Origin of the sequence: Streptomyces albidochromogenes (assembly GCF_005981925.1) — a bacterium.
Taxonomy (GTDB): Bacteria; Actinomycetota; Actinomycetes; order Streptomycetales; family Streptomycetaceae; genus Streptomyces; species Streptomyces albidochromogenes.
The window spans coordinates 1-14,081 of sequence record NZ_VBVX01000173.1; the positions used below are offsets into that span (position 1 = coordinate 1).

The window sequence follows — 14,081 nt, forward strand, 5'->3', positions numbered from 1 at the left end:
CTCCCGGAGCGCCCCAACCGCCCCGCGGGCGCAAAATGGTCACAGGAGGCGGACGCCCCGTCAGACCACCCGCGGGCGCCACTCGCCCCACCCGCTCATGCCGCCGGGGGGACCACGGAGAGCCGCCATGACCACTCGGAAGATCGGAAGCGACACCACCGTACTGGCGGACTGCCTGGAGGTGCCGGGCATCGGCTTCCTCCCGGTCAACGCCTTCGTCCTGATGGCCGACGAGCCGGTCGTGGTCGACACCGGCCTCAGCCTCCCGGACCGCGACTTCCTGAACACGCTCGGCTCCGTCATGGACCCGGCGGACGTCCGCTGGATCTGGCTGACCCACCCCGACCGCGACCACACCGGCGGCCTGTTCGACCTGCTGGTCGCCGCCCCGAAGGCGCGGGTCGTCACGACGTTCCTCGGCGCCGGCATCATGTCGACCGAGCGCCCCCTGCCGCTGGACCGCGTGTGCCTGGTCAACCCGGGACAGACGCTGGACGTGGGCGGCGGCCGTACGCTCCGGGCCTTCCGGCCACCGCTGTTCGACAACCCGGCCACCGTCGGCTTCTACGACGACCGGACGCGCACGTGCTTCAGCTCCGACTGCTTCGGCGGGGCCATGCCCAGCCCGGAGGCGGCCGTCGACGGTACTGCGGCCGAGCTCGCCCCGCAGGACCTGCGCGCGGCCCAGCTCCTGTGGGCCACGGTGGACAGCCCGTGGGTCCACACCGTGGACACGGACAAGTACCTCGCCACCGTGCAGCCGCTGCGTGCCATGGAGGCCGAGACGGTGCTGTGCACGCACCTGCCGCCGGCCGTCGGTCTCGCGCCCCGGATGCTCGACACGATCACCGAGGCCCCCGGCTCCGATCCCTTCGTCGGCCCGGACCAGCTCGCGCTGGAGCAGATGCTCGCCACCTTCGAACCGGCCCCGGGCGGCGGCGTACCTCCCCAGGCCATGTGAGCGGCCCGCACGCAGCCGCCCCGCGCCACGCCCGGCCCCCGGTCAGTGCCGCTCGTACTCGCCCCGCCGCATCTCCCCGATCACCCCGAAGGCGGCCGCCGTCAGCGGCACCGCGAGGAGCATGCCGAGGACGCCCGCGACGGACGCCCCGGCGGTGATCGCGATCATCACGACGGCCGGATGCATCTGGACGGTCCGGCTCTGGATCATGGGCATGAGGACGTGCCCCTCCAGCATCTGCACGGCGAATACGATCCCGAGCGTCCACAGCGCGATCACGGCCCCCCGGTCGGCGAGCGCGACCAGGATCGCGACCGTGCCGGAGATGAACGCGCCGAGGTACGGGATGTAGGCGCCGACGAAGACGAGCGCGCCGAGCCCGACCGCGCCGGGCACCCGCAGGACCAGCAGCCCGACGGTGATGAGGAGGGCGTCGATCAGCGCGATGAACGTCGTGCCGCGCATGAAGCCCTCGACGGCCTCGAAGGCGCGGCGGCCCACCGCCTCGGCGGTGTCGCCCGTGGCACCCGGCGCGAGGGACCTGAGGGCGCCGGCGGCCTTGTCCGAGTCCCGGAGGAAGAAGAAGATCAGCAGCAGCGCCAGAACGGCCACCGCCGTCATCTCGCCGACCACGCTGAGCCCGGTGATCAGCCCGGAGGCGGCCGTACCGCCGAACTTGCCGAGCAGCTCCCTGGCGTTCTGGGCCATGTCGTCCAGCGACGTGCCGGCCGCCCCGAGGTGCTCGGCCAGGTCCTCGGCCGCCAGCCGGAGCGAGGCGAGGATCTGGTCGCCGGTCTCGACGAGCGCGCTGACGACGATGTATGTCGCGCCGCCCACGACGGCGACGACCGCGACGCAGGTCAGCCCGGCGGCGAGGGACCGGTTCAGCCGCATCGCGACGAGCCGCCGGTGCAGGGGCCCGAGCAGAGCCGTGCCGAGGATGGCGAGCAGGACGGGCGTCACGGCGGTCGCGAAGGTGACGCACAGCCAGACCCCGACCGCGCCCACCCCGGTGACGAGCAGGGCGACGACGCACCAGGCGGCGACCCGGCGGGCGGACTCGGGGAGGAGCGGCTGAGTCGGCTGCACCGCCCCAGCGCACCACGGGCGGCGCGGACCGGCCCGCCGGAGGGACCCGCCCGGGTGACGGTCCGTCAACCGGGCGGGTCCGAGGGGTTCTTTACTCGCCCATGCCGTGAACGGCCGGGATGGTCCCGAGGCGGCCGCGCTGGAAGTCCTCGAAGGCGCGCTTCAGTTCCTCCTGCGTGTTCATCACGAACGGCCCGTAGTGAGCCATCGGCTCCCGGATGGGCCGGCCGCCGAGGAGGACGATCTCCAGGTCGGGGCTGTTGGAGTCCTGCTGCTCGTCCGCGCGGACGGTCAGCGAGCCGCCGGCGCCGAAGACCGCCGTCTGGCCCTTGCGGACGGGGCGCCGGTCCGTACCGACCGCGCCGCGGCCGGCCAGGACGTACGCCAGGCCGTTGAAGTCCTCGCGCCAGGGCAGCGTGACCTGCGCACCCGGCCGCAGCGTCGCGTGGATCATCGCGATCGGGGTGTGGGTGATGCCGGGGCCGTCGTGCCCGTCGAGCTCACCGGCGATGACGCGCAGCAGCGCGCCGCCGTCGGGCGAGGTCAGGAGCTGCACCTGGCCGCCGCGGATGTCCTGGTAGCGGGGGGCCATCATCTTGTCGGAGGCCGGCAGGTTGACCCACAGCTGGAGCCCGTGGAAGAGCCCGCCGGAGGTGACCAGCGACTCCGGCGGCGCCTCGATGTGGAGGAGGCCGGAGCCCGCCGTCATCCACTGGGTGTCGCCGTTCTGGATGGTGCCGCCGCCGCCGTTGCTGTCCTGGTGGACGAAGGTGCCGTCGAGCAGGTACGTGACCGTCTCGAAGCCGCGGTGGGGGTGCCAGGGGGTGCCCTTGGGCTCCCCGGGGGCGTACTCCACCTCGCCCATCTGGTCCATCATGATGAACGGGTCGAGGTACGTGTAGTTGATGCCGGCGAAGGCCCGGCGCACCGGGAAGCCCTCACCCTCGAAACCGCTCGGAGCGGTCGTGACGGCCAGCACGGGACGCGCCGCGGCGTCGGCCGGTGCGGCCACCTTCGGCAGGGTCAACGGGTTCTCAACGGTCACTGCGGGCATGGCGGGCCTCCTTGTACGTCCACTTTAGTTGAACGTAGAACTTTCTGCCACCCGTAACGAGAGACGCCCGGGAGGAATTCCCCCCGGGCGCGTGCGTGTGGAGCGTGAGCGTCTATCCGTACATCCGGCGCATCGCGAAGTCGACCATCTGCTCCACCGCCTTCGCGTCGAACACCATCCGGTGCTCGCCCTCCATGTCGAGGACGAAGCCGTATCCGGTCGGCAGCAGGTCGATCACCTCCGCCCCCGTGATCACGAAGTACTTGGACTCCTTGCCCGCGTACTTCCGCAGCTCCTTCAGCGAGGTGAACATCGGGATCACCGGCTGCTGGGTGTTGTGCAGCGCGAGGAACCCCGGGTTGTCGCCGCGCGGGCAGTAGACCTTCGACGTGGCGAAGATCTGCTGGAAGTCCTCCGCGGACAGCGATCCGGTGGTGAAGGCGCGCACCGCGTCGGCGAGCGAGGGCGGCGACGGCTCCGGGTAGAGCGGCTGCTCCGCGTAGCCGCCCTGGGGCGGGGGCTGCGGCGGCGCGTACTGCTGCTGTCCACCCTGGTTCTGGTCGTAGCCGTACATGCGCGCAAGCGTACTCAGTCACACATCCCCGTAAGGGGTTGCGCCTTATTACCGACGGGTAGCATCATCGTAGCTACTTGCTAGTAGTAGATGTACGAGGAACCTGCCTCCCGATCCTTAACGGAGCCGTTGCCATGGGTCACTACAAGTCGAACCTCCGCGACATCGAGTTCAACCTCTTCGAGGTCCTCGGCCGCGACAAGCTGTACGGCACCGGCCCGTTCGCGGAGATGGACGTCGAGACCGCCAAGAGCATCCTCGACGAGATCGCCCGCCTCGCGGAGAACGACCTCGCCGCCTCCTTCGAGGACGCCGACCGCAACCCGCCGGTCTTCGACCCGGCCACCAACACCGCCCCCGTACCCGCGTCCTTCAAGAAGAGCTACCAGGCCTTCATGGACAGCGAGTACTGGCGCCTTGGCCTCCCCGAGGAGATCGGCGGCACCACCTCGCCCCGCTCCCTGATCTGGGCGTACGCGGAGCTGCTGCTCGGCGCCAACCCCGCCGTCTGGATGTACTCCTCCGGCCCCGCCTTCGCCGGCGTGCTGTTCGAGGAGGGCAACGAGGTCCAGAAGAAGATCGCGCAGATCGCCGTCGACAAGCAGTGGGGCTCGACGATGGTCCTCACCGAGCCGGACGCCGGCTCGGACGTCGGCGCGGGCCGCACGAAGGCGGTCCAGCAGGAGGACGGCTCCTGGCACATCGAGGGCGTGAAGCGCTTCATCACGTCCGGTGAGCACGACATGTCGGAGAACATCCTCCACTACGTGCTGGCCCGCCCCGAGGGCGCGGGACCCGGCACCAAGGGCCTGTCGCTCTTCCTCGTCCCGAAGTACGAGTTCGACTGGGAGACCGGCGAGCTGGGCGAGCGCAACGGCGTCTACGCCACGAACGTCGAGCACAAGATGGGCCTCAAGGCGTCCAACACCTGCGAGATGACCTTCGGCGACCAGCACCCCGCCAAGGGCTGGCTCATCGGTGACAAGCACGACGGCATCCGCCAGATGTTCATGATCATCGAGTTCGCCCGGATGATGGTCGGCACGAAGGCCATCGCCACCCTGTCGTCGGGCTACCTGAACGCCCTGGAGTACGCCAAGGAGCGCGTCCAGGGTCCCGATCTGGCGAACTTCATGGACAAGACCGCGCCCAAGGTCACCATCACGCACCACCCCGACGTGCGCCGCTCGCTCATGACGCAGAAGGCGTACGCCGAGGGCATGCGCGCCCTGGTCCTGCACACCGCGTCCGTCCAGGACGAGATCGCGGCCAAGGAGGCCGCGGGCGAGGACACCAAGGCGCTCGTCGCCATGAACGACCTGCTCCTGCCGATCGTCAAGGGCTACGGCTCCGAGAAGTCGTACGAGCAGCTCGCCCAGTCGCTCCAGACGTTCGGCGGCTCCGGGTACCTCCAGGAGTACCCGATCGAGCAGTACATCCGCGACGCGAAGATCGACACCCTCTACGAGGGCACGACCGCCATCCAGGGCCAGGACTACTTCTTCCGGAAGATCGTCCGCAACCAGGGCGCCGCGCTGAACTCGCTCGCCGAGGACATCAAGAAGTTCCTCGCGGTCGGCACCGGCGGCGACGACCTCGCCACGGCCCGCGACCACCTCGCCAAGGCCGCCGTGGACCTGGAGGCCATCGTCGGCACCATGCTCACCGACCTCGCGGGCACCGAGCAGGACGTCAAGTCCATCTACAAGGTCGGCCTGAACACCACCCGCCTGCTGATGGCCTCCGGCGACGTCGTCGTCGGCTACCTGCTGCTGCGCGGCGCGGCCGTGGCCGCCGAGAAGCTGCCGACCGCCTCCCCGAAGGACGTCCCGTTCTACACGGGCAAGATCGCGGCCGCGAAGTTCTTCGCCGCGAACGTCCTGCCGGGCGTCGGCGTCGAGCGCGCCCTGGCCGAGTCCGTCGACCAGTCCCTGATGGAGCTGGACGAGGCGGCCTTCTAGTCCACCGCGGAAACCCTCTGGCCACGGGCCGGGACCCTCCCTCCGGGGACGGACCCGGCCCGTTGTCAGTGACCCGTGCGACTCTGGTGGGCATGAGTTCCATGGAACCCCGCAGGGGTGGTTATTCCGTCCCGGCCGGCCGGCCGTACGCGCTCGCCGAGCTGCGCGGAAAGCTCGGCTCGGTGGGCGACCTCATCGGCGACCTGTACGACGGCTCCCACCCGCTGGAGTACGAGCCGATCGCCGACACCCTCTACGTCGCCTTCAAGACGGCCGCCGACCTCGCCCCCGTCAAGAGCCACACCGGCTGCGAGGTGCACCCCAACGGCGCCATCGACCCCGAGGCCCCCGCCGGCTGGGGCCGCTGCCTGCTGTGCAACGACCGCCGCCGCCGCGGCGAGCGCAGCGTCCCCGCCCCGGCCGAGCAGCGCCGCCTCGGCTACCCCGTGCCGGACCCGCCGTACACCCTGGACGTGCTCAAGGGGTACGTCCAGCAGGTCAACGACCGTGCCTTCGCCGTCACCGTCTCCTCCCCCGGCGAGGAGTTCGTGGAGATCGCGGACACCCTGCACCGCGCCTTCATCGTGGCCCGCGAGCTGTCCCGGCCGCGCAACGCGTCGGGCTGCTCCGAGCACCCCGGCTCACCCATCGACCCGACCGCGCCGCCCGGCGAGGGCTGCCTGTTCTGCGTGGGCCGGCGCCGGCAGCGCCAGCGGCGGCCGGGCGCCCCGCAGATGCTGCCCCAGGTGCGCCGCGGCGAGCGCCGCACGATACAACGGCGGTTCGAGCGGCCCCCGGGCCTCTAGGGAAGGCGCTGGGGCCGGAGGTTAACCCTCGTTATGGTGAACCCCATGCGCGCACCCCTCCGCTTCGACCGCGGCCACACAGACGACCTGATGTCCTTCCTGGCGGCCAGTCCGTCGCCGTACCACGCGGTGGCGAACGCCGCCGAGCGCCTGGACAAGGCCGGGTTCCGGCAGGTCGCGGAGACCGACGCCTGGGACGCGACCTCCGGAGGCAAGTACGTGCTGCGCGGCGGGGCGATCGTCGCCTGGTACGTACCCGAGGGCGCGCAGGCGAGCACCCCGTTCCGCATCGTCGGCGGCCACACCGACTCCCCCCACCTGCACGTGAAGCCGATCCCCGACATGGGCGCACAGGGCTGGCGCCAGATCGCCGTCGAGATCTACGGCGGGACGCTCCTCAACACCTGGCTCGACCGCGACCTCGGCATCGCCGGCCGGCTGACCCTGCGCGACGGCACCCACCGCCTCGTCAACATCGACCGGGCGCTCCTGCGGGTGCCGCAGCTCGCCGTGCACCTGGACCGGTCGGTCAACACCGACGGGCTCAAGCTCGACAAGCAGCGCCACATGCAGCCCATCTGGGGCCAGGGCGACGTCCACGAAGGTGACCTCATCCGCTTCCTCGAAGAGGAGGAGGGCCTCACCCACGGGCAGGTCACCGGCTGGGACCTGATGGCCCACAGCATCGACCCGCCCGCCTACCTCGGCCGGGACCGCGAGCTGGTGGCCGGGCCGCGCATGGACAACCTGATCTCCGTGCACGCGGGCGTCGCGGCACTGGCCGCCGTCAGCACCGCCGAGGAAGCCCTGCCGTACATCCCCGTGCTCGCCGCCTTCGACCACGAGGAGAACGGCTCGCAGTCCGACACCGGCGCCGACGGACCCCTCCTCGGCAACGTCCTGGAACGCTCGGTCTTCGCCCGCGGCGGCAGCTTCGACGACCGGTCACGCGCCTTCGCCGGCACGATCTGCCTGTCCTCCGACACCGGGCACGCCGTCCACCCCAACTACGCCGAACGCCACGACCCGACGCACCAGCCCCGCGCCAACGGCGGACCGATCCTCAAGGTCAACGTCAACATGCGGTACGCGACCGACGGCAGCGGCCAGGCCGTCTTCGCGGCGGCCTGCGAGAAGGCGGGCGTGCCGTGGCAGGTCTTCGTGTCGAACAACTCGATGCCGTGCGGCACGACGATCGGCCCCATCACCGCCGCCCGGCACGGCATCCGGACCGTCGACATCGGCGTCGCCATCCTGTCGATGCACAGCGCGCGCGAGCTGTGCGGCGCGGACGACCCGTACCTGCTGGCCAACGCCATGACCGCGTTCCTGGAGGGCTGACCCCGAAATCCCGAACGCCGCTCACAGGCTTGTCCGTTGAAGGGCCGGGTACGCGAAGGACGTACACCGGCCCGGAACTGCCGGGCCGACAGGGAGGCGGAACTCATGGGACTGGGAGGATTCATTCTCCTCATCGCGGGCGGAGCGATACTCGCCTTCGCCACCGACTGGGAGATGGAGAGCGTCAACCTGACCCTCGTCGGGGTCATCATGATGCTCGTCGGAATCATCGGGGTCGCGGTCTATGCCAGCGTCGCCAGGCGCCGCCGCATGGTCGTGCCCCCCACCACCACCACGGTCGTCGCCGACGACCAGCACCACCACCACAACCCCTGACGCCCGGCGGCGCCGTCCGCGCGCGCCGGGCCCCCGGGACCGTCGTCGCCGGTCAGTCGTCCATGCCGGCGAGCACGAGCGGCAGCCGGGGCGTTCCGTCCGCCGTCACGCGGACGGGGACGCCCCAGTCCTGCTGGTGGACGTGGCACGCCGGGTACTCGTTCGCCGGGTCGTCGTCGCACGAGGCGGCCATCGCGGACACGTGGAGCACGCCCTCGGTGACCTCCGGGTTCAGCTCCAGGTCGCGGCCCAGGTCCGTCCCGGCGCCCGCACCGGCGCTCAGCAGCTCGGGCGGGGTCGCCGACACGAGCAGCCGCGTCGAGGGCCCGTATCGCGTGTCCAGCTTCTGACCGCGCGGCGCCTCGAAGACGACGTCCAACCGCAGGCTGCCCGGAGCCACTTCGGTCGCCGCGCGCCGCGTCCGGTGCGCGACGGCCTCGACGCGCACCGCCTCCTCGGGCAGCCGCAGCCGGGTCAGCCGGTGCCGGGCCGACTCCACCACGACGATGTCGTCCCCCACGAGCACCGCGTCGCTGGGCTCCCGCAGGTCCGTCGCGAGCGTCGTCACCTCCCCGCTCGCCGGGTCGTAGCGCCGCAACGCGTGGTTGTACGTGTCGCTGACCGCGACCGACCCGTCGGGCAGCGCCGTCACCCCGAGCGGGTGCTGGAGCAGTGCCTGCCCCGCCGCGCCGTCCCGGTGCCCGAAGTCGAACAGCCCGGTCCCGACGGCGGTGTGCACGACCAGGTCGCTGTCGACGTACCGCAGCGCGCTCGTCTCCGAGTCCGCCACCCACAGCCGCTCGCCGTCCGCCGCCAGCCCCGACGGCTGCGCGAACCACGCCTCGGCGGCGGGCCCGTCCACCAGCCCCTCGTTGGTCGTCCCGGCCGCCACCCGCACGGTCCCCTCCTCGGGGTCGTACGTCCACAGCTGGTGCACACCGGCCATGGCGATCCACACTTTGCCCCGCCACCACGCCACGTCCCACGGCGACGACAGGTCGACGTCCCGCGCGGGCCCGGAGGTGGGCGAGCCCTGCCACCACTGCCTGCCGGTACCGGCGACGACCTCGACCGCGCCCGTGGCCGGGTCGTACGTGCGCAGCTGGTGATGGACGGTGTCGGCGATCACGACCCGCCCGTCCGGCAGCAGCGCGAGCCCCTGGGGCTCCTTGAACTCCCCGGCGCCGCCGATCCGCCGTACGACGGTCTCGCCGTCCGCCTCCAGCTCGACGAGCTGGTGCCGGGTGGTGTCCGAGACGAGGAAGTTCCCGCTCCCGGGCAGCAGCAGCGCCTTCCCGGGGAAGCGCAGATCGCTCGCCACCGGCTCGGGCGCGACGTACGGCCCGTCCCCGCGCCGCAGCGTCCCCTTCGCCGCGTGGGCGGCCTCCAGCTCCTCGACGAGCTTCTCGATGGCGTGCGCGTGCCCCTCACCGGCGTGCTGGGCGACGACGTACCCCTCGGGGTCGATGACCACGAGCGTCGGCCAGGCGCGGACGGCGTACTGCTTCCAGGTCGCGAGCTCGGGGTCGTCGAGCACCGGGTGACGCACCCCGTACCGCTCGACGGCGTCCACGACGGCCTGATGCTCGGCCTCGTGCACGAACTTCGGCGAGTGGACCCCGATGATCACCACCGTGTCCCGGTGCTTCTCCTCCAGCTCCCGCAGCTCATCCAGGACATGGAGGCAGTTGACACAGCAAAAGGTCCAAAAATCGAGAACAACGACTCGGCCCCTGAGGTCCGCGAGGCTCAGTTCCTTGCCGCCTGTATTGAGCCAGCCGCCCTTGCCGATGAGCTCGGGGGCCCGAACGCGCGCACGTGAAGACATACCTCCATCCAACCGCATGCACGGGGCAGGCATTCCGTCCGGCCGTGTGCGGTGTGCGACCCGCCCGGGCGCGCTACCGCAGGCGGCGGTCCTTCAGGGCCGGGAACCGGTCGCGCGTGGTCGTGACCTTCGCCGGGTCGAGGTCCACCACCAGGACCTCCTCGGCCGAGCCCGCCTCCGCCAGCACCTCGCCCCAGGGGTCGACGACGACGCTGTGCCCCGCCTGCTCCACCCCCGCGTGGGTGCCGGCCGTGCCGCAGGCCAGGACGTACGCCTGGTTCTCGACCGCGCGGGCGCGGGCCAGCAGCGTCCAGTGCTCGCGGCGCATGGCGGGCCAGCCGGCCGGGACGACGAACGCCTGGGCGCCGGCGTCGACGAGGCCGCGGAAGAGTTCGGGGAAGCGCAGGTCGTAACAGGTGCCCAGGCCGAAGGTGAGACCCGCCGCCGTCACCGTGACCAGCTCCTCGCCCGCACCCATCATCACGGCCTCGCCCTGGTCGAAGCCGAAGCGGTGGATCTTCCGGTACGCGCGCACGAGCTCGCCGGCGGGGGAGAGGACGAGGGAGGTGTTGTAGAGCGGCCCCTCCGGGTCGCGCTCGACGATCGACCCGGCGTGCAGCCACACGCCCGCGGCGGCCGCCGCCTCGGCCATCGCCTCGTACGTCGGCCCCTCCAGCGGCTCCGCCTCGTCGACGAAGGACTCGTAGGCGAAGGCGCCGGTGGGCCACAGCTCGGGCAGGACCACGAGGTCGGCGCCGTGCCGCTCGCGCTGCTCGCGGACGAGGGAGGCGACGCGCTGCCGCCGGGCATTGGCCGGTTCGTCCGGGTCTACTGCGATCTGGATGAGGGAGGCGCGCACACTACCACCGTCCTGGCATTCGAGCCGTCAACACGGGCCTACGATCGTCACACCAAAGCACTGCCAGGGTGCCACGGGGCAGCGTAACTTAGCGTGCGAGCCTCCCACGCAGTCCGGCACGCACCGTCAGTCCAGCCCGCCCGCCAGCCAGTCCGTCCCGTCAGACCAGCCAGCCCGCGCCACCGCCACTGAACCGCACGAGGGGTCCCGTGACCGTCCATCCCAGCCTCCAGACATACGCCGAAGCCTGGACCCACTCCATCGAAGCGATATCCGAGCTGGTGACACCGCTCGTCGAGGGGGAGTGGAACCGCCGTACGCCGTGCCCGGGCTGGTCGGTGCGCGACATCGTCTCCCACATCATCGGCATGGAGTGCGAGATGCTCGGCGATCCGCGCCCGATCCACTCGCTGCCGCGCGATCTGTACCACGTCACCTCGGAGTTCGCCCGGTACATGGAGATGCAGGTCGACGTGCGACGGCACCACACCGCGCCGGAGATGACCTCGGAGCTCGAGTACACGATCATCCGCCGCCAGCGTCAGCTCCGCAACGAGACCCGCTCCCCCGACACCATGGTCCGCGCCCCGCTCGGCGCCGAGCAGACCCTGGAACTGGCGCTGCGGATGCGGGCCTTCGACACCTGGGTGCACGAGCAGGACCTGCGGACGACGTTCGGGCGTCCCGGCAACCTCGACTCGCCCGGCGCGATCGTCGCCCGTGACGTCCTCGTCCAGGGCCTGCCGAAGGTCGTCGCGAAGGGGGCGGGCGCGCCCGCCAACTCGGCGGTCGTCTTCGACGTGCACGGCCCGGTCGAGTTCATGCGCACGGTCCGTGTGGACGCGGACGGCCGGGGGACGGTCGACGGCACGCCGTCGCTTGGCCCGCTCGCGACGATCGGTCTGGACTGGGAGACGTACGTGCGGCTGGCCTGCGGCCGGGTCCGCCACGAGGCGGTCGCGGACCAGGTCAAGGTCGACGGCGACCAGGCGCTGGCCGACGCGATCCTGCGGAACTTCGCGGTCACGCCGTAACGCCGGCGTCCCGTCACGCCGTACCGCCGACGTCCCCTCAGGCCGGGACGTGCACCGCCTCGACGCGGCTGGCGACCAGGTGGTCGCGCTCCCGGCGGGCGGTCCGCTTGCGCAGGCGCAGGATCTGTACGACGCCGAGTGTCTCCAGCACGAAGACCGAGGAGAACGCGATCCGGTAGTTGTCGCCGGTCGCGTCGAGCAGCACGCCGACCGCGAGCAGCGTCGTCATCGAGGCGACGAAGCCGCCCATGTTGACGATGCCCGAGGCCGTGCCCTGGCGCTCGGGCGGGTTGGCCGGGCGGGCGAAGTCGAAGCCGATCATGGAGGCCGGGCCGCAGGCGCCGAGCACCAGGCACAGGGTGACGAGCAGCCACATGGGCGCGTGGTCGCCCGGGTGCGCGATGGCCGCCGCCCACAGCAGGGCGGTGGCCGCGACGGTACCGAGCGCGAGCGGCGCGCGGGCGGCGCCGTGGCGGGCGATGATCTGCCCGAACACCAGGCCGAGGGCCATGTTGGACAGCACGACGAGCGTCAGCAGCCCGCCCGCCGTGCCGCGCGGGAGCCCCTGCGCCTCGACGAGGAACGGCATGCCCCACAGCAGCAGGAACACCATCGCCGGGAACTGCGTCGTGAAGTGCACCCACAGGCCCAGCCGCGTCCCCGGCTCGCGCCACGCGGCGGCGATCTGCCCCCGGACGTACGCCGCGCCCGCGTGCTCGGCGGGGGCCGGTTCGTACCCCTCGGGGTGGTCCTTCAGGAACAGCAGCAGCAGTACGAGCACGAGCACCCCGGCGAGCGAGCTGCCCGCGAAGGTGGCGGTCCAGCCGACCCCGTGCAGCAGACGCGAGATGACGAGCGTCGAGACGAGGTTGCCCGCCATCCCGCACAGGCCCGCGAGCTGCGCGATCAGCGGTCCGCGCCGGACGGGGAACCAGCGGGCGCCCAGGCGCAGTACGGCGATGAACGTCATGGCGTCGCCGCAGCCGAGCAGGGCGCGGGCGGCGAGGGCCGTGCCGTACGAGGGGGAGAGGGCGAAGGCGGCCTGCCCGAGGGTGAAGAGCACGACGCCGAGGGTCAGGACCTTCTTGGTGCCGAGGCGGTCGACGAGGAGGCCGACGGGTATCTGCATGCCCGCGTACACGAGGAGCTGGAGTATGGAGAACGTCGACAGCGCGGAGGCGTTGACGTCGAAACGGTCGGCGGCGTCGAGGCCCGCGACGCCCAGGCTCGTGCGGAAGATGACGGCGACGAAGTAGACGGCGACGCCGATGCCCCAGACGGTGGCGGCGCGCCGGCCGCCGGGTGGGTCGCCGGGCAGGGAGGCGGCGGGAGCGGCGGAGTCCCTCACCGGTCCTCGCCCCGCTCCTCGCCCCGGGCCAGCACCTTGACGCGGCCGACGTGGCGGCGTACGCAGCGGGCGGCACCCTCGACGTCGCCCGACCGGATGGCTTCGAGCATCTCGGCGTGCTCGGTGATGTTCTTGGCGATGCGGTCGGGGTGCGCCTCCATGATGGTGACGCCCATGCGCAGCTGACGGTCGCGCAGCTGGTCGTAGAGGCGGGAGAGGATCTGGTTCCCGGCATTGCGGACGATCTCGACGTGGAAGCAGCGGTCGGCGACGGCGACTTCGGCGAGGTCGCCGTCGAGGGCGCGCTGCTTCTGCTCCTCCAGCAGCTGTTCGAGCCGGGCGACGAGGGCGGCGGAGGCGGGTACGGCGCGGCGTACCGCGAACTCCTCGACCAGCAGCCGGGTCTCGACGACGTCGGCGATCTCCTGGGCGGAGACGGCGAGGACGAGGGCGCCCTTCTTCGGGTACAGCTTGATGAGGCCCTCGACCTCCAGCCGCAGCAGCGCCTCGCGCACCGGTGTCCTGGACACGCCGACGGCGTCGGCGAGGTCGCCTTCGGTGAGCAGGGTGCCGCCCTCGTAGTGCCGGTCGAGCACGCCCTTCTTGACGTGGGTGTAGACGCGCTCGGCGGCGGGGGGCTGCTTGACGGTGCTGGGCCGGGGAACCGGGGGTGCGGCAGGCATGCGCACAGCTTAGATACAACAGGGGTACGTCAGTAGGCAGCGTCCGCATCGCGGAACGGGCGGGGGCCCGGCGGTGCCCGGCCGGTGACGGGCCGCCGCCGCGCGCTCAGAGCCTTCGGCCCCTCACCCCTTCGCGCCGGCCGCAGCGGCCGGCGTCTCGCCGGGGGACGGCAGCCCGGACGTCCGATCCACCGGCGTCCCCCCGTC

At 71.8% G+C, this 14,081-nt stretch carries 13 protein-coding genes; 6 read left to right on the forward strand and 7 right to left on the reverse strand.

Annotation, left to right across the window (positions count from 1 at the left end):
• The first annotated feature begins 127 nt into the window (after positions 1–127).
• Positions 128–961: an MBL fold metallo-hydrolase gene (locus E2E34_RS21365; RefSeq protein WP_138903534.1), complete on the forward strand. Its 834-nt coding sequence runs from the start codon at positions 128–130 to the stop codon at positions 959–961.
• 42 nt (positions 962–1,003) lie between these two features.
• On the opposite strand, the gene E2E34_RS21370 is transcribed toward E2E34_RS21365, so the two are convergent.
• The 3 genes from E2E34_RS21370 to E2E34_RS21380 all read right to left on the reverse strand — a co-directional run bounded on the left by E2E34_RS21370 (position 1,004) and on the right by E2E34_RS21380 (position 3,678).
• Positions 1,004–2,050: an AI-2E family transporter gene (locus E2E34_RS21370; RefSeq protein ID WP_138903535.1), complete on the reverse strand. Its 1,047-nt coding sequence runs from the start codon at positions 2,048–2,050 to the stop codon at positions 1,004–1,006.
• 91 nt (positions 2,051–2,141) lie between these two features.
• The gene (locus E2E34_RS21375; protein WP_138903536.1) at positions 2,142–3,104 is read right to left on the reverse strand and encodes a pirin family protein; all 963 of its coding nucleotides are present in this window, start codon (positions 3,102–3,104) and stop codon (positions 2,142–2,144) included.
• Between the two features lie 112 nt (positions 3,105–3,216).
• Positions 3,217–3,678, reverse strand: coding sequence for an SseB family protein (locus E2E34_RS21380; protein WP_138896468.1), 462 nt, complete (start codon positions 3,676–3,678; stop codon positions 3,217–3,219).
• Between the two features lie 134 nt (positions 3,679–3,812).
• On the opposite strand from E2E34_RS21380, the gene E2E34_RS21385 reads away from it, so the two are divergent.
• The 4 genes from E2E34_RS21385 to E2E34_RS21400 all read left to right on the forward strand — a co-directional run bounded on the left by E2E34_RS21385 (position 3,813) and on the right by E2E34_RS21400 (position 8,122).
• The gene (locus E2E34_RS21385) at positions 3,813–5,639 is read left to right on the forward strand and encodes an acyl-CoA dehydrogenase (RefSeq protein WP_138903537.1); all 1,827 of its coding nucleotides are present in this window, start codon (positions 3,813–3,815) and stop codon (positions 5,637–5,639) included.
• A gap of 92 nt (positions 5,640–5,731) precedes the next feature.
• Positions 5,732–6,445: a hypothetical protein gene (locus E2E34_RS21390; RefSeq protein WP_138903538.1), complete on the forward strand. Its 714-nt coding sequence runs from the start codon at positions 5,732–5,734 to the stop codon at positions 6,443–6,445.
• 45 nt (positions 6,446–6,490) lie between these two features.
• The gene (locus E2E34_RS21395; RefSeq protein ID WP_138903539.1) at positions 6,491–7,786 is read left to right on the forward strand and encodes a M18 family aminopeptidase; all 1,296 of its coding nucleotides are present in this window, start codon (positions 6,491–6,493) and stop codon (positions 7,784–7,786) included.
• A gap of 105 nt (positions 7,787–7,891) precedes the next feature.
• Positions 7,892–8,122: a DUF6458 family protein gene (locus E2E34_RS21400; RefSeq protein WP_138903540.1), complete on the forward strand. Its 231-nt coding sequence runs from the start codon at positions 7,892–7,894 to the stop codon at positions 8,120–8,122.
• A gap of 52 nt (positions 8,123–8,174) precedes the next feature.
• On the opposite strand, the gene E2E34_RS21405 is transcribed toward E2E34_RS21400, so the two are convergent.
• Both E2E34_RS21405 and E2E34_RS21410 read right to left on the reverse strand, forming a co-directional pair.
• Positions 8,175–9,950 (reverse strand): NHL domain-containing thioredoxin family protein, encoded by a 1,776-nt coding sequence (locus E2E34_RS21405; RefSeq protein ID WP_244315950.1) that lies wholly within the window; start codon positions 9,948–9,950, stop codon positions 8,175–8,177.
• 73 nt (positions 9,951–10,023) lie between these two features.
• Positions 10,024–10,809 carry a carbon-nitrogen family hydrolase gene (locus E2E34_RS21410; protein WP_138903542.1) on the reverse strand — a complete coding sequence of 262 codons (786 nt, stop codon included), beginning with the start codon at positions 10,807–10,809 and terminating at the stop codon, positions 10,024–10,026.
• A 209-nt stretch (positions 10,810–11,018) separates the two neighbouring features.
• Here E2E34_RS21410 and E2E34_RS21415 point away from each other — a divergent pair, with 209 nt between their 5' ends.
• On the forward strand, positions 11,019–11,843 hold the full coding sequence (locus tag E2E34_RS21415) for a maleylpyruvate isomerase family mycothiol-dependent enzyme (RefSeq protein ID WP_138903543.1): 825 nt from the start codon (positions 11,019–11,021) through the stop codon (positions 11,841–11,843).
• Between the two features lie 37 nt (positions 11,844–11,880).
• Here the strand turns inward: E2E34_RS21415 and E2E34_RS21420 are convergent, their stop codons facing one another.
• Together E2E34_RS21420 and E2E34_RS21425 are read right to left on the reverse strand one after the other, a co-directional pair.
• Positions 11,881–13,191, reverse strand: a complete 1,311-nt coding sequence (locus E2E34_RS21420) for an MFS transporter (protein WP_138903544.1) — start codon at positions 13,189–13,191, stop codon at positions 11,881–11,883.
• Positions 13,188–13,874, reverse strand: a complete 687-nt coding sequence (locus E2E34_RS21425; RefSeq protein WP_138903545.1) for a GntR family transcriptional regulator — start codon at positions 13,872–13,874, stop codon at positions 13,188–13,190. Before E2E34_RS21425 ends, E2E34_RS21420 begins: the two co-directional genes overlap by 4 nt.
• Positions 13,875–14,081 lie beyond the last annotated feature (207 nt).